General features: G+C 70.0%; 20 protein-coding genes. 15 read left to right on the top strand and 5 right to left on the bottom strand.

The genetic code is table 11. The features are described from left to right. Positions 1 to 28: 28 nt before the first annotated feature. From ACIPTO_RS18430 to ACIPTO_RS18420, 3 genes are all read left to right on the top strand, one after another. Complete coding sequence (locus ACIPTO_RS18430; protein WP_401193238.1) at positions 29 to 1,354, top strand: cation:proton antiporter; 1,326 nt, start codon at positions 29 to 31, stop codon at positions 1,352 to 1,354. Between the two features lie 64 nt (positions 1,355 to 1,418). After that, on the top strand, positions 1,419 to 2,045 hold the full coding sequence (locus ACIPTO_RS18425) for a hypothetical protein (RefSeq protein WP_401193235.1): 627 nt from the start codon (positions 1,419 to 1,421) through the stop codon (positions 2,043 to 2,045). A 100-nt stretch (positions 2,046 to 2,145) separates the two neighbouring features. Then, positions 2,146 to 3,510 (top strand): FAD-dependent oxidoreductase, encoded by a 1,365-nt coding sequence (locus tag ACIPTO_RS18420; protein ID WP_401193233.1) that lies wholly within the window; start codon positions 2,146 to 2,148, stop codon positions 3,508 to 3,510. 142 nt (positions 3,511 to 3,652) lie between these two features. Here the strand turns inward: ACIPTO_RS18420 and ACIPTO_RS18415 are convergent, their stop codons facing one another. From ACIPTO_RS18415 to ACIPTO_RS18400, 4 genes are all read right to left on the bottom strand, one after another. Continuing rightward, on the bottom strand, positions 3,653 to 4,783 hold the full coding sequence (locus tag ACIPTO_RS18415; protein WP_401193231.1) for a hypothetical protein: 1,131 nt from the start codon (positions 4,781 to 4,783) through the stop codon (positions 3,653 to 3,655). A 107-nt stretch (positions 4,784 to 4,890) separates the two neighbouring features. Continuing rightward, positions 4,891 to 5,664 carry a hypothetical protein gene (locus tag ACIPTO_RS18410; RefSeq protein WP_401193228.1) on the bottom strand — a complete coding sequence of 258 codons (774 nt, stop codon included), beginning with the start codon at positions 5,662 to 5,664 and terminating at the stop codon, positions 4,891 to 4,893. A 231-nt stretch (positions 5,665 to 5,895) separates the two neighbouring features. Further along, the gene (locus ACIPTO_RS18405; RefSeq protein ID WP_401193226.1) at positions 5,896 to 6,474 is read right to left on the bottom strand and encodes a hypothetical protein; all 579 of its coding nucleotides are present in this window, start codon (positions 6,472 to 6,474) and stop codon (positions 5,896 to 5,898) included. Between the two features lie 1,185 nt (positions 6,475 to 7,659). Then, positions 7,660 to 8,355 (bottom strand): hypothetical protein, encoded by a 696-nt coding sequence (locus tag ACIPTO_RS18400; protein WP_401193223.1) that lies wholly within the window; start codon positions 8,353 to 8,355, stop codon positions 7,660 to 7,662. A gap of 61 nt (positions 8,356 to 8,416) precedes the next feature. Between ACIPTO_RS18400 and ACIPTO_RS18395 the strand changes: the two genes are divergently transcribed. The 5 genes from ACIPTO_RS18395 to ACIPTO_RS18375 all read left to right on the top strand — a co-directional run bounded on the left by ACIPTO_RS18395 (position 8,417) and on the right by ACIPTO_RS18375 (position 12,361). Further along, positions 8,417 to 8,833: an SMI1/KNR4 family protein gene (locus ACIPTO_RS18395; protein WP_401193220.1), complete on the top strand. Its 417-nt coding sequence runs from the start codon at positions 8,417 to 8,419 to the stop codon at positions 8,831 to 8,833. Between the two features lie 327 nt (positions 8,834 to 9,160). After that, positions 9,161 to 9,844, top strand: coding sequence for a hypothetical protein (locus ACIPTO_RS18390; RefSeq protein ID WP_401193218.1), 684 nt, complete (start codon positions 9,161 to 9,163; stop codon positions 9,842 to 9,844). A 75-nt stretch (positions 9,845 to 9,919) separates the two neighbouring features. After that, a complete protein-coding gene (locus tag ACIPTO_RS18385; protein WP_401193216.1) occupies positions 9,920 to 11,563 on the top strand; it encodes a serine/threonine-protein kinase in 1,644 nt (547 codons plus the stop codon). Positions 11,564 to 11,572: 9 nt separating this feature from the next. Next, complete coding sequence (locus tag ACIPTO_RS18380; RefSeq protein WP_366317504.1) at positions 11,573 to 12,025, top strand: NAD(P)H-dependent oxidoreductase; 453 nt, start codon at positions 11,573 to 11,575, stop codon at positions 12,023 to 12,025. Between the two features lie 99 nt (positions 12,026 to 12,124). Further along, a complete protein-coding gene (locus tag ACIPTO_RS18375) occupies positions 12,125 to 12,361 on the top strand; it encodes a chaplin (RefSeq protein WP_366317506.1) in 237 nt (78 codons plus the stop codon). Positions 12,362 to 12,427: 66 nt separating this feature from the next. Here ACIPTO_RS18375 and ACIPTO_RS18370 read toward each other — a convergent pair whose 3' ends face one another. Beyond that, on the bottom strand, positions 12,428 to 13,102 hold the full coding sequence (locus tag ACIPTO_RS18370) for a hypothetical protein (RefSeq protein WP_366317508.1): 675 nt from the start codon (positions 13,100 to 13,102) through the stop codon (positions 12,428 to 12,430). Positions 13,103 to 13,370: 268 nt separating this feature from the next. On the opposite strand from ACIPTO_RS18370, the gene ACIPTO_RS18365 reads away from it, so the two are divergent. From ACIPTO_RS18365 to ACIPTO_RS18335, 7 genes are all read left to right on the top strand, one after another. Then, complete coding sequence (locus ACIPTO_RS18365) at positions 13,371 to 14,291, top strand: SGNH/GDSL hydrolase family protein (RefSeq protein ID WP_401193212.1); 921 nt, start codon at positions 13,371 to 13,373, stop codon at positions 14,289 to 14,291. A 116-nt stretch (positions 14,292 to 14,407) separates the two neighbouring features. Next, positions 14,408 to 16,048 carry a phosphoglucomutase (alpha-D-glucose-1,6-bisphosphate-dependent) gene (gene pgm / locus ACIPTO_RS18360; protein ID WP_401193209.1) on the top strand — a complete coding sequence of 547 codons (1,641 nt, stop codon included), beginning with the start codon at positions 14,408 to 14,410 and terminating at the stop codon, positions 16,046 to 16,048. Between the two features lie 97 nt (positions 16,049 to 16,145). Beyond that, a complete protein-coding gene (nhaA, locus tag ACIPTO_RS18355) occupies positions 16,146 to 18,038 on the top strand; it encodes a Na+/H+ antiporter NhaA (RefSeq protein ID WP_401193207.1) in 1,893 nt (630 codons plus the stop codon). A 175-nt stretch (positions 18,039 to 18,213) separates the two neighbouring features. Next, positions 18,214 to 18,378: a 50S ribosomal protein L33 gene (gene rpmG / locus ACIPTO_RS18350; RefSeq protein WP_200690819.1), complete on the top strand. Its 165-nt coding sequence runs from the start codon at positions 18,214 to 18,216 to the stop codon at positions 18,376 to 18,378. A 128-nt stretch (positions 18,379 to 18,506) separates the two neighbouring features. Continuing rightward, positions 18,507 to 18,755 carry a type B 50S ribosomal protein L31 gene (locus ACIPTO_RS18345; RefSeq protein ID WP_366317516.1) on the top strand — a complete coding sequence of 83 codons (249 nt, stop codon included), beginning with the start codon at positions 18,507 to 18,509 and terminating at the stop codon, positions 18,753 to 18,755. Continuing rightward, complete coding sequence (gene ykgO, locus ACIPTO_RS18340) at positions 18,752 to 18,874, top strand: type B 50S ribosomal protein L36 (RefSeq protein WP_043662604.1); 123 nt, start codon at positions 18,752 to 18,754, stop codon at positions 18,872 to 18,874. Before ACIPTO_RS18345 ends, ykgO begins: the two co-directional genes overlap by 4 nt. A gap of 144 nt (positions 18,875 to 19,018) precedes the next feature. Beyond that, complete coding sequence (locus ACIPTO_RS18335; protein WP_366317519.1) at positions 19,019 to 19,870, top strand: PP2C family protein-serine/threonine phosphatase; 852 nt, start codon at positions 19,019 to 19,021, stop codon at positions 19,868 to 19,870. Positions 19,871 to 19,896: the final 26 nt, after the last annotated feature.

Raw genomic sequence — 19,896 nt, 5'->3', positions numbered from 1 at the left:
GGAAGAGGAGGACACCGGAGGGAATGACATGCCGACACTTGGCGCCGCCGCGGCACCGGGGATCCCGCACGACCAGATGCTCCTCCTGCTCACTCAGATCGGTGTCCTGCTCGCACTGGCCACCGTGCTCGGACGGCTCGCGGCACGGCTGGCCCTGCCGCCCGTCGTGGGCGAACTGGCCGCTGGAATCGTCATCGGACCGTCCGTACTGGGCCACCTGACCCCTGGCCTCTCCCACCGGCTGTTCCCCGCGGACCCCGGCCAGGCGCACCTGCTCGCCGCGGTCGCCCAGCTGGGAGTCCTGCTGCTGGTGGGCATCACCGGCGCGCACGTCGACCTGGCGTTGCTGCGCCACCGACGGGCCGCCGTCGCGGCGGTCAGCGCGGGCAGTGTGCTGCTGCCGCTCGTGGTGGGCGTGGGCCTCGGATTCCTGCTGCCGGCGGCGCTGCTGGGGGAGCGGGGCAACCGTACGACCTTCGCGCTGTTCATCGGGGTCGCCGTCGCGGTCAGCGCCCTACCGGTGATCGCCAAGACACTGCTGGACATGAAGCTCCTGCACCGCAACGTCGGCCAGGTGATCATCGGTGCGGCGGCCGTGAGCGACATCGTGGGCTGGCTGCTGCTGTCCGTCGTGTCCGCGACGGCGACCGCCGGGTTCGGGGTGGGCACCGTGGCCGAGTCCGTGGGCTGGCTGCTGGTGATCCTGCTGGTGACGGTGTGGGTGGCGCGGCCGGTGATCGGACGGCTGCTGCGCCTGGTCGAGAGATCGGACAACTCCGACGGCGTGGGTGCCGCGACGGTCGTCGTCCTGCTCGTGCTGGCGGCGGCCGGCACCCACGCGCTGAAGATGGAGCCGATCCTCGGCGCCTTCCTCTGCGGCATCGTCATCGGCGCCTCCGGCGCGGCGGGGCGACGGTTCCTTCATACGGTGAGGCCGTTCGTGATGGCGGTTCTCGCCCCGCTGTTCCTCGCCACCGCGGGACTTCAGGCCGACCTGTACGCGCTCGCGAACCCCTCGGTGCTGATGGCGGCCCTGGTCACGCTGGTCGTCGCGGTCGGGGCGAAACTCGCGGGCGGCTATGCGGGAGCACGGCTGAGCGGATCGAGTCACCACGAGTCGCTGGCCGTCGGCGCCGGACTGAACGCGCGCGGGGTGGTGGAGATCGTACTGGCCTCGGTCGGCCTGGGCATCGGACTGCTCAACACGGCCTCGTACACCGTCATCGTGCTGGTGGCGCTGGTGACATCGGTCATGGCACCGCCGATCCTGCGGCGGACCACGAACCGGATCCCGTTGGCGAGCACGGAGATCGAGCGGGAACGCCGGTTCGTCGGTGATCCCGTCACCACCTGAACTTGCCCGGCAGGACCGCCGGCACCGGCACCCGAGAAGACAGCCCCGGAAGGAGCGAGACACCATGACGACGCACGACGTGTCGCACATCGAGATCTACGCGCGGGACAAGATTCCTGTCATCCGCCGTCTCGTCTCCGCGCTCGGCTTCACGCGGGTGGCCGACTCCGTCGAGGTGGACCGCAGTTCGGTGCTGCTCCGGCGCGGTGACGTCCGAGTGGTCGTCACCTCAGGCTGGGCGACGTGCCCCTGGGGATCCCGTCCCGCGGAACGCGTCGCGGAGATCGCGGTCCTCTGCGAAGACGTGAACGCCACGCGGGACGCTGCGCTGGCGGCGGGAGCCACGGTCACCCGGTCCGCGCAGGGCCACCCGATCGTCTCCGGCATCGCCGACGTCACGTGCACCCTGCTGCCGGCGGGCACGCGGACCGGATTCCCTTCCGACGGCCGCAACTGGGTGCCCAACTCCCCGCAGACGACGCACCGGGACGCGCCGGGCGCCACCCATGTGGCGCTGCGGTTCGACCCGACGGTCCCGGATCAGCAGGCCGCGTTCTACCGGGACGTCCTGAACGTCGCACGCCCGTCGTCCGCCTCGCTGTCCCCACTCGCCGGGGCGGATGTTCTCGCACCGCAGAGCGCGTCGGGACGCGTGTCGGTGGTGCTCGTCGCCGGTGACCGTACGGGGTGACCTCCCGGTGTCGTCGCCGCGGCGGGCCCACATCCGTTCCGTCCGCACTCCGTGACACGTGTCGCGGACGCCGTATGACGTCTCTCGAAGGGAATCAACCATGCCGCGCCTTCTGCGGGTAGCCATCGTCGGAGCCGGCCCCGCCGGGATCTACGCCGCCGACGCCCTGCTCAAGTCCGAGGTGGCCGCCGAACCCGGCGTCTCCATCGACCTCTTCGAGCGCATGCCCGCGCCCTTCGGCCTGATCCGCTACGGCGTCGCCCCCGACCACCCCCGCATCAAAGGCATCATCACCGCCCTCCACCAAGTCCTGGACAAGCCCCAGATCCGCCTCTTCGGCAACGTCGACTACCCCACCGACATCAGCCTCGACGACCTCCACAGCTTCTACGACGCCGTCATCTTCTCCACCGGCGCCACAGCCGACCGCGAAATGTCCATACCCGGCACCGACCTCAACGGCTCCTACGGCGCAGCCGACTTCGTCTCCTGGTACGACGGCCACCCCGACGTCCCCCGCACCTGGCCGCTGGAGGCGGAGAAGGTCGCCGTCCTGGGCGTCGGCAACGTGGCCCTCGACGTGGCCCGCATCCTCGCCAAGACCGGCGACGAACTCCTCCCCACCGAAATCCCGCCCAACGTCCACGCAGGCCTCAAGGCCAACAAAGCCCTGGAAGTCCACGTCTTCGGCCGGCGCGGCCCCGCCCAGGCGAAGTTCTCCCCGATGGAACTGCGCGAACTGGACCACTCACCCACCATCGAGGTCATCGTCGACCCCGAGGACATCGACTACGACGAAGGCTCGATCACCACCCGGCGCACCAGCAAACAGGCCGACATGGTCGCCAAGACCCTGGAGAACTGGGCGATCCGCGACGTCGGCGACCGCCCGCACAAGCTGTTCCTGCACTTCTTCGAGTCCCCCTCCGAGATCCTCGGCCAGGACGGGAAGGTCACCGGTCTGCGCACCGAGCGCACCGCGCTGGACGGCACCGGCAACGTCAAGGGCACGGGCGCCTTCACGGACTGGGACGTCACCGCGGTCTACCGGGCGGTCGGCTACCTCTCCGACAAGCTCCCGAAGCTGCCCTGGGACATCGACTCGGGCACCGTCCCCGACCAGGGCGGCCGGGTCATCCAGGAGACCGGCGAACACCTCCAGTCGACCTACGTCACCGGCTGGATCCGCCGCGGCCCCGTCGGCCTCATCGGACACACCAAGGGCGACGCCAACGAAACCGTCACCAACCTCCTCGACGATCACATCAACGGCCGTCTGCACACGCCTGTCTCGCCGGAACCGGAGTCCGTGGACGCGTTCCTCGCCGAGCGGAACGTCCGCTTCACCACCTGGGACGGCTGGTACAAGCTGGACGCCGCCGAGAAGGCGCTGGGCGAACCGCAGGGCCGCGAACGCGTGAAGATCGTCGAGCGCGAGGACATGCTCGACGCCAGCGACGCCTGAGGGGCACTCTGAGAGGACGCTGGATCGAGATGGATTTCCCCTTGTCCTTTAGACGGACCGAGTCGGGCGGCAGCCTTCTCTCAACGCGAAGGATTCTGGCGCCGAGCCGAGACCGGGCCGAAATGCCTCAGGAAACTGGTCGTCAGTCCCCGCTCCCGTCCTCCTCTTCGGGACAGTACCGAGGTTCGGTCGCCGCGGGTCCGGGCACGGATATGACGGGCATGCGATCCGGGCGGATGGCCCAGATGCCCTCGGCCGCGCCTGTCCCCCAGACGATGCCACCGCCCGGGGAAAGCTGTTCGATCGCTGGAAAGTCGTCACAGATCCAGGGAAGAGTCTCCTGGGCCACCAGGTCGTCGGCGAGCAGCGAGCTGGTGGTGGGTGTGCCACCGCCCTGGGTGCGCAGCCGGACCACTCCGGTGCCGGAAGGCGTCCAGACCTCGTAGCGCCGGGTCAGCATCGGGTTGGTCAACGTGTGTGACGTTCCCGGCAGGGGCTGGTCGACGTTGTCGACGAGATCGAGAGTCCTCGCATCGAACCGGGCCACGGTGTAAGGGAGCTGGTAACCGGATGTCTGAACCAGAAGGCTGCCGCCGAGGAATGCCATGTGGCCGGGTGCCCCGACCGCCTCGTCCTGGCCGACCGGATCCGTACGGGCGGTGACCTGAAGTGTGCGGGGGTCGAGTGCGACGATGCCGTCCGATGTGGGGAAGTAGAGGTGGTCGGGTCCCACGACGATCTCGCCGATGCCGTACTCGCCACCCACCAGGAACTCGCCGACGATCCGGTTCTTCTCAGGGTCCACGCGCAGCAGCCGTTCGCCCCGGTGCCGGTGGCCGGTCTTCCCGCTGTCACGGTCGCCTGCGTCCGGTTCGGTCGGCGCCGTCACCCAGACTGATCCGAACGCCTCGACCAGCGGGATCTCGACCATGGAGGACTGGTCAATGGGTGTGCCCGTCAGTTCGATCTCAGTTTTAGGGGCACCGTCGGGATCGGCCAGTGCCCGGCGCGGGTCGTATCGCCGTAGGTGTGTACCGTCCGTCGTCCACAGTGAACCGAAGGCGCCCAGCAGTGCGCCAGCGGGGTCGCTGAGCACGGCTCGAGGTACGACCTTTTTCTCCGCGCGAGTTTGGACGCGGGTGATGGGCTGAAGTGTGTCCAGACCACGACCGGTGATGGACGACGTCGCTTTGCTCTTCCACCACAATGCGCCGCCGACGACGACCACTGCGCCGTCCGCCTCGGCCGACTCCACCAACTCGACCGCCTGCACAGGCCGGTAGGATCCGACTGGGGCAGGTTCGTCCTCGTTGGAGCAGCCGGTCGTCCCCCACCACAGGGCCGTGAGCGCGAGCAGGAGACGGACGCTCGGGAGCAGTCTCAACGGCCCGGTCCCTCGCACCCGTGGGACAGGTTGGCCAGGAAGAGACCGTCTTCTTTCCATGTGCACACGGCGGTCCGCTTCGTCGCTGCGGTCGCGCGGAAGGGTTTACCGTGGTCGTCGATGACCAGGGTGCCGTGCTCACCTGCCGAACTCCACCGGATCTCGATGTGCCAGTCCACGTCGTTGCGGGTCGTCAGAGCCCGCGCGGCGAAGAATTCGGAGTCGGCCAGGGTCACTCGGTAGGGGAAGTCGATGGGCCTTCCGTCGGCGTCGGCGCCTACCGGTTCGAGCTTGGGGTGCTCCTGGTCCAGATCGATCTTTACATGACGGAACGGCTTCGTACCGCCGCAGGCGACCTTGGCCTGTGTGCCCTGGAGCGGCGGCCGCCGCTTGTCGATCACCACTTCCGGATCGCTCAGCACCACCTCGGCCGAGGACGTTCCCTGAAGGTGGAAACTGATCAACTGGGGGGCTGCGCGGACCACTTCGTTGTCCTGAGCCCACTTCGGCCACTCGACCCCCTCGGGGACACGCAAGGTGGCCGCTTTCGCCGGCACCATCCAGCTGAGGCCGTCGCAGTACATCCCGGCCCCGTTGTCCGTGACCACTGTGGGCGGATCCTGCTTCTGCGGACCGAGGCCTGGCACGTGGTCGGACGCCCGGTCCGCGACCTTCTCCCCGAACGGACCCAGGAGGGAGGTCACGACGGCCAGCGCGACCGCCGCCAGTGTGAAGCCGCCAGCCACGAGTGTGCGCCGCAGAACACTCATCCGGTCCCACGCTCTGCGCAGCCACCGCAGCAATCGCTGCCGTCTGTTTGCCGGGGTCCCGGGATTTCCGGAACCACCGCCGCCTCCGGCCGCACCCCCTCCCGTACCTCCCGGGCTGCTTCCGCTTCCCGAGCCCGTTCCGGCTCCTGCTCCCGTTGCCCCCGACGTGGCCGTCATCCTGTGCTCTCCCCAGGGTGTTCGTTGGTGCACGTTCGATCGTGTGAATGCGGACTAGCAGTCGTTCACAAGTGCCTGGGGTGCGTGGAGGGCCGTGACTCGGTCTTGGGTCAACTCGGCCACGACACCCGCTCCCGAATGCGGCTCCCCCTCGGCCAGGAGGACGGTGAGGACGCCGTCGTACTCGAACGACCCAGTGTTCGGCGCCGCTCGGTCCACCTCGGTCCTGGGTGTGCCGAGCCCGATCCCCTTCGGACCGCGCACCCTGCGAAGGTCGTCCTCGACCGCCCAGGTCAGATCGTGGGTGACATGGAATGAGGTGGCGGTGGACGGGTCCTCTCCGGGGAACATGACACTCAGCCCGTCCCAGTGCAGCACCGTCTCGTCGCGTGAGCACATGCCGTCGCCGAGGATCTCACGCCGGTCCGCGGGCGGTCCGAAGCGGTCTCTCAGCCATTTGGTGAGCGCCAGGGGACCGTGGTCGTAGGCGAACGCCCTCGTCGTCTCTCCCTTCACCGGCACGGTCCGTAGAGCGTCGGCGTCTATCCGGAGCGCGGCATCTGCACGGGTGCCGGTGGGCCGCCCTGTGCCGGGTGGCGTCGCCCGGGGGTCGAACACGGTGACGTCGCGCACGGGCGCCGCCACGCTGCCGGCTGGGGTCCATGTCCGCAGATCGCGGCTCGACCACATTCGGACGGAAGCCCCGTCGATCGATGCCTGGGGGGACCCGTCCCCGGCCTCGCCCACGTCTGCGGGACCGGCCGCAGCGACCCAGAGGCCGTGCGAGAACGTCGCCGCGGTGAGCACCGGTAGATCGGGGCTCCCTTTCGTCTCGGTCCACACATGGCCGGTCGGACTCGTGCTCATCCTGCCGCGAGTCTTGCGGCTCGTTCCTTCTCCGCCTGTGGGGGCGGAGGTATTCGCGCCCGCAGAGGGTTTGGGCCTGGGCCGCTGCGGTCCGACCACCGCCCATCGTTTTCCGTCGTGGGCGATGCCCAGCGGACCTGCCATGGCAGCCAGCCCCAGCGGCACCTCGCCGTCCAGGCCTCGCTGGGGTCCGGGGTCGTCCGTCGTCGGATGCCATTGGCGCCCCTGATCGACGCTGGCCAGAGGACGGACGCCGCACAGAGCCGCCCCGGCGCAGTCCCATACCAGCATCAACCAGCGACCGCCGCCGTGTGCGAGGGCCAGGGGACGCAGACTGGAGCGGGAAGACTCGTAGACCGAGACCTCTTCCCAAGAGCGACCGTCAGTGCTGCGATACACCGGGATCTGTCCGTGGGTACCACCGTCCGAGCCGATCGCCAGCCAGGTTCCGCTGGCGCCGAGCGCCACGTCGGCTAGGGGATTCGGGAGGACTGCGGTCCGCTTCCATCGCAGACCGTCGTCGCTGGCGTACACCACTCCGCGGCCGTTGCGGTCCATGCCCACGGCCAGGGCCCGGTCCCGGGACGCCGCCACCCCGTACATGGACGCGGGCAGGTTCGCCCGACGCTGCCAGGAACCTCCGTCAGTGCTGCTCCACACCGCGCCGGACCGGTCTCCCGGACCCCAGCTCCCGTACGGCTTGTCCCCTGAGACGGCGAGCGTGATCCGCGCTCTGTGTCCCAACGGTGCAGCGTCGTCCGGGGCGTCCCCGGAACATCCGGCGACGCCCACCGTCAGAACGCCAACTGCTGTCAGAGCGATAACTTTTCGGCACCACGAACGAACCACGGATCCCCCTTGCCGCGGACGAGAACTCCCCGTCACGAAGCATGACGATCCGTCACCTTGCTCGCACTCCTACCTGATGGCCCGATGCCCAACCGTGACCTTTCACGGGAATGGCGAGGTGGTCTGGCGGAGCGTACGGTCCCACCCGTGGTGGCGCAGGAGGTCCAGCGCGATGGGGTCGCGCCGCACCCCGGCGCTGCCGGACTCACGCCGCTTGCTCTGGCTGGCTGGGGTCACCTTCCATGCGTCGGCGTTGTGCAGGCTCATGGCACCTTCGGTGCCGTTGTGGACGATGAAGACCCGGTTGACCATCTGCAGGGCCCGCGGCTTCACCAGCTGCGCATCGGCGTCCTCGATGTCGTCCCGGTCGGGCCCGGCGTTGACCGGATCGGCCGCGAACGGATAGCTAATTGATCCGCGCGAGGCGGCGAGAACGTTCTGGAACAGCAGCAGCGTTCGCACGGGATCGGCCGGGTCGATCGCCGCCTCGATCATCTTCCGGCCCAGTACGGGATCGAATGGCTCGGCCAAAGCCTCCTCTCCTCTGCTGGCGACGGCCTGCAGGTAACGGGCCAGGGGCGAGTCGGTCACGGCCGGATGGGGCAGCGGCTTCGTCGGGGTGGAACCTGCATGGCATGCCAGCGTCCCGCCGGAGGCGGTGATGATCGCGCTGTCGGCGACACTCCGGTCATCGCTGGGCGACTCCACCTGGAGCCGGTTGTTGGAGTCGTTGCTGATGAGGAACATCAGCTCCGGTTCGATGTCGATGCCGATGACGACCTGCTGATCGGCGAGCACCCGGTTGTTGGTGGTCTCTTCGAAGCTGTTCTCGCCGCCGACGACGGAGTAGAGGCCGTCAGTGTTCGTCGTCCGGCCTGCCGACCATGACGGTCAAACCGCGGCTCGCACGCTCGCCCAAGTCACCTCTACACCACTTGACCTGGTCACCTTCTACGAGAGCATCGGTGATGTCATCTGGGCGGACGTCGGCGACGGCTACTTCGTCGATGCGGCCGGTGAAGTCCTGCTGCGGCTCCAGGAGTACGGCGTTGTCGGTGTCGGCACGGACCAAAAGGCCCATGGCCTGGTCATCGGCTCGAACAGTGGCGGCCTGATCTATGCCGCGGGGCCCGATGGGGCCGTTTACCGGACGCGGACGGCGTCGCCGGACGAACCGGAGTTCGACAAGGTGGCCGATGACCTACGGCATTTTCTGGAGCTGCTGGAGCGCTCCCTGACAAGGTTCAACGCCGACGGCGATCCGGGAGACCTGTAAACGCCGGCCCCAGCGCCCATGGCTTTCGGCTTCAGCCCCGACGATGTCAACGACGGGGCCATGATGGCCCACGTCCGCCGCCAACTTCAGTAGACGATAGACGGGAAGTCCTACTTCAAGCTGCGGAAGGGGAGGAAAGAGCGGGACGTCCCACTCTCGTACGGGCTCCTGGACCGCATCAACGCACATCAGAGCGAGTTCCCGGCCGTCGAGATCACGCTGCCCTGGGTAGGTCCCAACAACAACGGTCGCCGGACTGCGACGGTCCGGCTGCTGGCCACACCTCATTGAGGGAACCGGCTCAAGCCGAACTCCTACAACACCACCGTGATGAAGCCGGCGCTTGTAGAGGCCAGCCTCATCGCGGCGAACGATGGGAAGACCTGGGGGTGGGAGGCTTCCCGCGAGATGATGCACCACCGGTGCTGGCAGACCTATGCAGGCGTCCAGCTAGGCGCCGGTGAGGATCCCGTATCGGTGTCGCACTGGATGGGTCACGCGTCTGTGGTCATCACCCTTCAGATCTATGTGCACTTCATGACGGAAAATGGCGAGCGCGGGCGAACGGCGGTGGGCTCCTGGCTGGAGTCCGGTCGGCTGAAGGCCGTGAAAGCCGTTGATCTACGAGGCGTTGAGGTCCTCGACTTCAGCACGGCGGCAGAGCTGGTGCTCCCAGCCAGCGATGTGACGGGTCCCAGGGAAGTCGTCGTTGTGGGTGCACGGTACGGCGGCACGTGGGCCGTGGGGGTGCGGCTTGAGACAGAGGGTGCGCTTGTGGGAGAGATTCGTACAGGGGCGGGTACTGACCCTGACCGGGTGCGCGGACGTTCCTTGCTCGCGCCGGACGACGGAGGGTCTCAGCCTCCCACCGAAACCCCCTCAGAACTCCCCGAGCCGTACGAGGGCCGTCATCGATCTTGGATGACGGCCCTCGCTACTGTCTCGTCGGTCAGTAGTTCCTTGCCTCTTCTCACAGGTCATGCCCGGTATGGGAGACCGTGGACCATCTGACCGGTCCGGTTGTCACCATGGGGGCTCACTTGTGAATGATGTCCGAAGGCGTGTTCGTCACATAAGCTCCTCCGCATGAACGAGGGGGAGCCCGGCAGACGGGTCGTGGACGGCCGCTTCGAGCTGGAGTCCCGGCTCGGCGGCGGTGGCATGGGCACGGTCTGGCGCGCCCAGGACCTGCTGCTGCACCGCTACGTCGCGGTCAAGGAGGTGCGCCCGCCGGACATCGACCTCGCCGAGTACGACCCGGCCGCGGCCGAGATGCTGCGCCAGCGGGTCCTGCGCGAGGCACGGGCACTGGCCCGGGTCGAGCACCCGAACGTGGTCACGATCCACCACATCGTCGACGGCGGCCCGGGCACCTACCCCTGGCTCGTCATGGAGCTCGTCCAGGGCGGCTCGCTCGCCGACAGGCTGGCCCGCGGCCCCATGTCCCCGGCGGAAGCCGCCCAGTTGGGCATCGGCGTGCTCGACGCCCTGAACGCCGCCCACCAGGCGGGTGTCCAGCACCGTGACGTGAAACCCGCCAACGTCCTGCTGCGCACCGACGGCCGACCGGTCCTCACCGACTTCGGCATCGCCGCGATCCGCGACGCCACCGCCCTCACCGCGACCGGCTCCATCATCGGCACCCCCGACTACATGGCCCCGGAACGCGTCTCCGGCCAGAGCGGCGGCCCCGCCGCCGACCTCTGGTCGCTGGCGATGATGCTGTACGTCGCCGTCGAGGGCCACCACCCGCTCCAGCGCGCTACGACCCTGGCCACGCTGGCCGCCGTACTCCAGGAGGACGTGCCGCCGCCGACGCGGGCGGGCTCGCTGACGCCGGTGCTGTCCCTGGCGCTGGTCCGCGATCCGGAGGCCCGGCCCGACGCCGGGACGGTGGGCCGGATGCTGGCCGCCGCCGCGGCCCGGCCCGAGGACCGGCACCCCGAGGCCACCTCGTACCGGCTCACCCCGCCGATGCCGCCGTCGCTGCCGCCCACGAACGGCATGCCTCCCATGAACGGCATGCCGACGACGACCGGTATGCCCACGTCGGCCGGGCGGCGGCGCCCGGCGGCGAAGCGGTTCCGAGGAGTCGCGGTCGCCTCCAGCGTCGTAGGCGTCCTGCTGGTGGGGACGCTCGCCTGGAAGGTGCTGCCGGGCGGCGACGACAAGAACGACACGCGCGCGTCGTCCTCGGGGTCCACCGGCCCGACGCGGCAGCAGTCCGACACACCCACCGCGTCGGCGAGCCAGAGCAGTGCCGCCGTGAAGACGCAGGACATGCTCACGCCCGCCGGTATCCGCACCGCGATCAAGGCCTTCGAGGAGAAGACCGGCAGCGACCGTTTCGCCGACTTCTCCGTATACCCGGGGTACGTCATCGCGGATGTGATGGTGAAGGGCAGTCAGACGAAGGTCCAGAGCTACACCTACCGCTCCGGCAGCGGGTTCGACCCGGGCGACAGCAAGGGGCTCGTGCCCGACGGCGATCAGCCGGTGACGCTGGACGACTTCAACTGGGACGCCGTACCCGCGCTGTTGAAGACCGCGAAAAAGGAACTGAAGGTCGACAAACCGACGAGTCAATACCTGCTGCTGCGGGTGCCGAACACCTACTTCGACTCTGAGGCCGGCATGGCGATCTACCTGAGCGACGACTACGGCGCCGGCGGCTACATGGAGGCCAACACCAAGGGCGTCGTGACCAAGGTGATGCCGTCCGACGGGTAGGTTCACCCCGTGCCCACCCTGCTGATCGTGCATCACACGCCCTCGCCCACCTGCCAGGCGATGTTCGAGGCCGTCGTCTCCGGGGCGACGGCACCGGAGATCGAGGACGTGCGGGTCGTACGGCGAGCCGCGCTGTCCGCGACCGCGTCGGACGTGCTGGCGGCCGACGGCCTGCTGCTGGGCACGCCCGCGAACCTCGGGTACATGTCCGGGGCGCTGAAGCATTTCTTCGACCAGATCTACTATCCGTGCCTGGACGAGACCCGCGGCCGGCCCTACGGCTACTACGTGCATGGCGGGAACGACGTGACCGGAGCCGTGCGCGGCATCGAGTCCATCACGACCGGGCTGGGCTGGCGGCGGGCCGCGGAGCCGGTGACGCTGACCGGCGAGCCGGACCGGAAGGGCGTCGAGGCGTGCTGGGAACTCGGGGCGACGATCGCCGCCGGGCTGGCGGCCTGAGCGGGCGCCGCCACCCGTTTGGACCCCGAGGAGTGTCGTGACCCCCCGGAGAACCCGCAGCGTGGAGGGACATGCCCCTCTGAGTGACAGGAGTTCTTCATGAGGAAGCGTCTGACGGCCGCGGTCGGTCTCGCGGGTGCGGCGTTGCTGCTGTGCGCCGGTACGGCGAGCGCGGACCCCGACCCCACCGGTGCCGCCGTCGACAGCCCGGGCGTGCTCTCCGGAAACGTCATCCAGGTGCCGGTCGACCTCGATCTGAACCTGTGCGGCGACTCGATCGACGTCATCGGTCTGCTCAACCCCGCACTGGGCAACCAGTGCCAGAACTCGGACTGACGACCCGAACCGTGGACGAGCCGTGGGCCTTGCCGCCCGCGGCTCGTTCCGTGGGTGAACCCGCTGTCAGGGGACGTCGGTCAGCCGGTGCAGGGGAGTGCCGTGGGCCCAGCGCCGCAGGCGTGAACCGTCGATCAGCTGGATGCCGCCCTGCCGCCGCGCCCACAGGACGTCACGCCGGCTGAAGGTGCCCCGGTGGACGACGAGCCGGAGGTGCGGTCCTTCGCCGGGAGTACGGGCGGAGGGCGTCGGCGACTCCTCGCCGGGCAGCGGTTCCGCGACCGGCCGGAAGGCCACGTCCAGGCGGTGACCGAGCCGGTTGCGCGCCCGGACCCGGGGCAGGCCCTGCTCGTCGGACCTGGCCTGCGCCCGCCAGCCGTCCCGGCGCAGCATCCGGGACACGGCCAGGGCGAGCCCCTCCACATCCAGGTCGGCTATCTCGTCGGGCGTGTAGTAGCCCAGACGGCGACGGGCCGACGGCCGGTTGTGCCGGACCACGGCCGCCGTGATCACCGCCAGCAGCGCCAGGCCGCCGGCGAGCGCCCCGGCGCCGAGAGTGCGGTACGCCTCCGCGAGCCCGGCCACGATCCCGCACACGACGACCGCGACCAGGAGCAGGGCGGGCAGCACCTCGTGCAGTGCGGGGCCGTAACGCCCCTGGGCGCGCAGCGCACGGATCGCCGCCCGTCGACGGGAGCGCTGCGACGCACGCTTCTCGGGCCTCCGCAGCCTCTGCGGCAACAGAGCCAACTCCCCCCACCCCCCCCAGCGCGTCGACGCCTGCGGTAGGGATACCCGCCGGACGTGGTCCACGTGCGCGGGGACGGGAACCGGCCATCAAACCGGCCGAACTGTTTCGGCGGGGTGCCATGACCCTTCGGGCAACGAACTCGTCCCTCCAGACCTCTGGCCCCCGGGACTTACCGACCGGTATACAAGGCCAGTTGAACGAGAGACGACCGCCACGGGTGGGTCCCGTCGCGCCGTCCGGACCTGGGGGAGGAACTCCATGAAGCGTGAGACGCATCAGGCCACGACGGCACACCAGCGCGGCAGGGCCGTGGCGGTCGCGGCGGCGGTCAGCGGCTGCGCCCTCGTCGTCGCCTCCGCGGCACCCGCGGCCGCGCACAACTCCGGCCAGGGGCACGGCCGTTCGACTCAGTACGTGGCGCTCGGGGACTCCTACACCTCGGGCCCGTACATCCCGACCCAGGTGGACGCCAACTGCGCCCGCTCCGACCACAACTACCCCTCGCTGGTGGCGGCCGACCGCAGAGGAACCGTCCTCAAGGACGTGAGCTGCAGCGGGGCGACGACCGCCGAGATGTGGAAGGCGCAGGGCACGAACGGACCCCAACTCGACGCCGTGCAGCGGAACACGGACCTGGTGACGCTTCAGATAGGCGGGAACGACATCGGGTTCAGCACCATCATCGGCACCTGCGCCAAGCTCAGCGCCACGGACCTCACCGGCAACCCCTGCCAGCGCTACTACAACTCCACCGGTGCCGACCAGTTGGTGCTGAGCATCCTCAACACCGCGCCCAAGGTGACCAAGGTGCTGCGGGCCGTGCACAAGAAGGCACCGCACGCGCGCGTGGTCGTCGTCGGCTACCCCGACCTGCTGCCCGACGACGGCAGCGGCTGCTACCCCTCGGTCCCGTTCGCCGCCAAGGACTTCCCCTACCTGCGCGACACCGGCAAGCGCCTCAACCTGATGCTCCGGGTGGTCGCCGCCCTCAACGGCGCGGAGTACGTCGACACCTACGGCCCGACCGTCGGCCACGACATGTGCAAGGCGCCCGCGGACCGCTGGATCGAACCGCTGCAGCCCGCCTCCCCGGCGGCCCCCGCGCACCCCAACGCGAAGGGCGAGGCGGCCATGGCCGGCGCGGTCCTCAAGCAGCTGGACCGGCGCCACCGGTACTGACGGACAGCGGCGGCCGGGGTTTTCCACAGGCGGAGGGGGTGTACTCGCTAAAGACGCCCCTGACGAGGAAAGATGGGGGCCGTACGCGAAGCGGTTCGACACGGAGGAGCGGGCACATGCCACACGAGCGAGCGGGCGAACAGGCCCGACCCGAGGATCTCGTCGACGTGGCCCGCCTGGTCACCGCCTACTACGCGCTGCACCCGGACCCGGCCGAGTCGGGGCAGCGCGTCGCGTTCGGCACCTCGGGGCACCGGGGCTCGTCCCTGGCGACCGCGTTCAACGAGGACCACATCGCGGCCACCAGCCAGGCCATCTGCGAGTACCGCGCGGACCAGGGCACCGACGGGCCCCTCTTCCTCGGCGCCGACACGCACGCGCTGTCCGAGCCCGCGAAGGTCACCGCGCTGGAGGTGTTCGCCGCCAACGGGGTCACGGTCCTGATCGACACCGCCGACGGCTACACGCCCACCCCGGCGGTGTCCCACGCGATCCTCGCCCACAACCGCGGCCGCACCTCGGGCCTCGCGGACGGCGTGGTGGTCACCCCGTCGCACAACCCGCCCGCCGACGGCGGCTTCAAGTACAACCCGCCGAACGGCGGCCCGGCCGGCTCCGAGGCCACCTCGTGGATCCAGGACCGCGCCAACGACATCATCGCGGGCGGCCTCAAGGACGTGCGCCGCATCCCGTACACCCGCGCGCTCGCCGCCCCCGGCACGGGCCGCTACGACTTCCTCGGCGGTTACGTCGCCGACCTGCCGAGCGTCCTCGACCTGGACGCGATCCGTACGGCGGGGGTGCGGATCGGCGCCGACCCGCTCGGCGGGGCGTCCGTCGCCTACTGGGGGCGCATCGCCGAGGAGCACCGGCTCGACCTGACCGTGGTCAATCCGCTCGCGGACCCGACCTGGCGGTTCATGACGCTGGACTGGGACGGCAAGATCCGCATGGACTGCTCGTCGCCGTACGCGATGGCCTCGCTGATCGCCCAGCGCGACCGGTTCGACATCGCCACCGGCAACGACGCCGACTCCGACCGGCACGGCATCGTGACCCCGGACGCGGGCCTGATGAACCCGAACCACTACCTGGCCGCCGCGATCGCCTACCTGTACGCCCACCGCGAGCAGTGGCCCGCCGACGCGGGCGTGGGCAAGACGCTGGTGTCCTCCTCGATGATCGACCGGGTCGCCGCCGACCTCGGGCGCCGGCTGGTCGAGGTGCCCGTCGGCTTCAAGTGGTTCGTGGACGGACTGGTCGACGGCTCGCTCGGCTTCGGCGGCGAGGAGTCGGCCGGCGCGTCCTTCCTGCGCCGCGACGGCTCCGTGTGGACCACCGACAAGGACGGCATCATCCTGGCGCTGCTCGCCAGTGAGATCACCGCGGTCACCGGGAAGACCCCGTCCGAGCACTACAAGGGCCTCACGGACCGCTTCGGCTCGCCCTCCTACGCCCGGATCGACGCGCCCGCGAGCCGCGAGGAGAAGGCGCTCCTCGCCAAGCTCTCGCCCGCGCAGGTCACCGCCGACACCCTGGCGGGCGAGCCCGTCACCGGCATCCTCACCGAGGCACCGGGCAACGGCGCGGCCCTCGGCGGCATCAAGGTGACCACCGCCAGCGCCTGGTTCGCGGCGCGGCCCTCCGGCACCGAGGATGTCTACAAGATCTACGCCGAGTCCTTCCAGGGCCCCGAGCACCTCGGCCGGGTCCAGGAGGAGGCGAAGGCCGTGGTCGGGGCGGCGCTGGGCGGCTGACACGGTCCGCCGGTACCGGCTGTCACCGGAATGAACCGTGTGGCGGCCGGTGTTGGGCGACACGTGAGTGACGACGCAAGGTGGATGTGAGCCCCGTATGTCTCTGGAACCGACCGACTACACGGGGCAGACGTCGTGCGGGGACGACACCCGTTCCCCGCTGCGGGACTTCCTGCGGACCGAGACCGGAAGCGCCGCCGTGCTCGTCGCGGCGGCGCTCGTCGCGCTCGTGTGGGCCAACGCGGCACCGTCGGCGTACGAGACGTTCTGGGAGACCCACCTCTCCGTGCGGCTCGGCTCGCACGGGATCTCGCTCGACCTGCGGGAGTGGGTCAACAGCGGGCTGATGACGCTGTTCTTCCTCGTCGTCGGTCTTGAGGCGCGCCGCGAGTTCGACATGGGCGAGCTGCGCGAACGGCGCCGGCTGGCCCTGCCGATGGTCGCGGGCGCCAGCGGGATGCTCGTACCGATCGCCATCTACCTCGCCATCAACAGCGGCCACGGCACCGCGAACGGCTGGGGCGCGGTGATGTCCACCGACACCGCGTTCGCGCTGGGCATGCTCGCCGTCGTGGGCCGCCACATGCCGCCCGGACTGCGGGTCTTCCTCCTCACGATCACCGTCGTCGACGACTTCCTCGCGCTCGTGGTGATCGCTGTCTTCTACAGCGACCACATCGCGGTACCGGCCCTCCTGGTCGCCGTGGCCTTGTTCGCCGTCGTCGTGGCGCTCCGGCGGTTCCGGGTGCGCAGGGGGCCGCTGTACGCGCTGCTCGGGGTCGTCGCCTGGGCCGCGCTGCTCAAGTCGGGTGTCGACCCGGTCGTCATCGGACTCGCCATGGGCCTGATCACCTACGCCTACCCGGCGGGACGCGACGACCTGGAGCGCGCCACCGGACTCTTCCGGCTCTTCCGCGAACAGCCCACGCCCGAACTGGAACGCGACGTACGGGCCGGCATCGCCTCCGCTCTCTCCCCGAACGACCGCCTCCAGCGCATGTACCACCCGTGGGCCAGCTACGCCGTCGTCCCGCTGTTCGCGCTGGCCAACGCCGGTCTCCAGCTCAGCGGGGAGCAGCTCGCCCGGGCCTTCACCTCACCCGTCGCGCTGGGCATCCTCATCGGGTACGTCGTCGGCAAACCGCTCGGCATCGTCGCCTCGACCGCGCTGACCAGCGCTCTGTCCCGGGGCCGCATCCGGCCGCCGGTCGGCTGGGGCGCGGTGACCGCGGGCGGGACGCTGGCCGGCGTCGGCTTCACCGTCTCACTGCTGATCGCGACCCTCGCCTTCGACGGGACCACCCTGGAGGACGCCAAGACGGGCATCCTCAGCGCCGTCGTCTGCTCGTTCGTCGTCGGCCGGCTGGTCACCGGGGCGATCGGACTGCTCCCGCCGCAGATCCGGCCGCGGGTCCTGTTCGGCCGCGCGGAGACCATCGTCGACCTGTCGGTGCCGGTCGATCCCGACCGCGACCACCTGCGCGGCCCGCGCCACGCGCCGGTGACCGTCGTGGAGTACGGCGACTACGAATGCCCCTACTGCGGGCAGGCCGAGCCGGTCGTGCGCGAGCTGCTCGGCGCGTTCGGGGACGAGGTGCGGTACGTGTGGCGGCACCTTCCGCTCACGGACGTCCACCCTCATGCCCAGCTCGCCGCAGAGGCGTCCGAGGCCGCCGCGCTGCAGGGCGGCTACTGGGAGATGCACGACCTGCTCCTCAGCCATCAGGGCGCCCTGCGCGTCAACGATCTGCGGGACTACGCCGGCCGGATCGGCCTCGACGTCGCCCGTTTCGCCCGGGACATGCGGGCCCATGCCGGGGCGGGCCATGTCGCCGAGGACGTCGAGTCGGCCGACCTCAGCGGGGTCGCGGGCACTCCGACCTTCTTCGTGAACGGCCGCAGACACCATGGCGCGTACGACATCGACGGCCTCTCGGAGGCGGTGCGGGCGGCTAGGGAGCGGGCGGCGGTGGCGGTGCGCGTGTCCTGACGGCGGGGGTCCGGCGGGGGTCCGGCGGGGATCCGGCGGGGGTCGGGCGGCGGCGTCGGTCCTGTTCGGCGAGGGTATCGGGCGGCGGGAATGGACCGCCGGGTGCCGGTGTTGAGACGCATATAGCTGACATGCTCGGGACAAAGTCCCGGGATGTGGGCGGAAGGAGGTCCTCATGGCACGCACCACGAACCGTCCCGTCGTCACCCTGAAGTCGACGGCCGGAACCGGCGTCACCTACGTGACGCGCAAGAGCCGTCGCAACGACCCCGACCGGCTGGTCCTGCGCAAGTACGACCCGGTGGCGGGGGAGCACGTCGACTTCCGCGAAGAGCGCTGAGTCGAGCACGGCGGCTGTCCCGCGAGGCCGGCGCGGCGGTCGTACCGCGAAACCGGCCGAGCGGTTGTCCCACGAACGCAGCAGCAGAACGGCCGTCCCGGGGCGGACGGCCTGAGGAAGGAAGCACCATGAGGTCTGGCATCCACCCCGTGTCCCGTCCGGTCGTCTTCCGCGACCGCGCGGCGGACACCGCGTTCCTCACCACCTCGACCGCGCGGTCGGCGCGCACGATCGAGTGGACGGACGGGAACACGTACCCGCTGATCGACGTGGAGATCTCGTCGGCCAGCCACCCGTTCTACACCGGCAACACGCGCGTCGTGGACACCGCCGGCCGTGTGGAGCGGTTCGAGCGCCGCTATGGGAGGACGTCATGAAGGTCCGCAACTCGCTTCGCTCACTGAAGTCCAAGCCCGGCGCCCAGGTGGTACGGCGTCGCGGTGTGACCTTCGTGATCAACAAGAAGGACCCGCGCTTCAAGGCCCGCCAGGGCTGACGCGCGGTGGAAGGACCGACGGATCGGCCGGCCCGGTTCCCGCTTCGTGCGGGGGCCGGGCCGCTGTCGTTCCCGCAGCCCGTTCCGTAGCGGGAGAAATCCTTTCTTTATGCTTATAGCGGTACTGACCCCTTGGAGTGGTAGATGTCCCGCATGCGCCCCACGGACGACGGTGACGAGCTGCTGGCCAGACTCGGGACGCTGACCGCCCAGGCCCGCGAGCGGGCGGAGCTCCAGCGCTCCCTGCTCGAACTGGCCGTCGCCCTGCAACGGGGCATGCTGCCCGGCGACATGCCCGTGACCCCGCGGTTCCACCTCGCGGTCCAGTACTCGCCCGCGAACCACGGCCTCAACGTGGGCGGCGACTGGTACGACGCCTTCACGATGCCCGACGGCCGCATCGGCCTGTCCATCGGCGACGTCCAGGGGCACAACATCGAGGCCGCCGCCTTCATGGGCCAGGTCAGGGTGGGACTGCGGGCGCTCGCCTCCGTCACCAGCGAGCCCGGCGAACTCCTCTCCCTGACCAACGACCTGCTGCTGTCCCTCGGCTCCGACCTCTTCGCGACCTGCACCTTCATGCGCCTGGACCCGGTCACCGGAGTGCTGGAGAGCGCGCGGGCCGGACACATACCCTCCGTCTGGGCTACCGCGGACGGCCGCTCCGGCATCACCGACGACGAGGGCGGACCGCCCCTCGGAATCGTCGCGGGCCAGCGGTATCCCGTCACCGAGCACCGCCTGACCACCGGCGGCGTCTTCGTCCTGGTGACCGACGGAGTGGTCGAAGGCCCCTCGATGAACGTCGACGAAGGCCTCGACCAGGTGGTCCGCCTGGCCGGAGTGGCCGCCGTGGCGGGCATGGACGCGGGCTCCCTCGCGGCGGCCGTGATCAAAGGAGCCGAGCGGGTGGGCCACGAGGACGACGCGGCGGTGCTGGTCGTGGGCCACGACGCACCCGACGGCGAGGCACAGGGCCTGCCCGGCGGGCGATGACCCGCCTGCACCAGCCACCCCCTCCC

Source organism: Streptomyces sp. NPDC090083 (assembly GCF_044747445.1).
In the GTDB taxonomy this organism is placed as follows: Bacteria; Actinomycetota; Actinomycetes; order Streptomycetales; family Streptomycetaceae; genus Streptomyces.
Note: the sequence above shows the minus strand (reverse complement) of the source record. Positions and strands in the feature narration are given on the sequence as shown.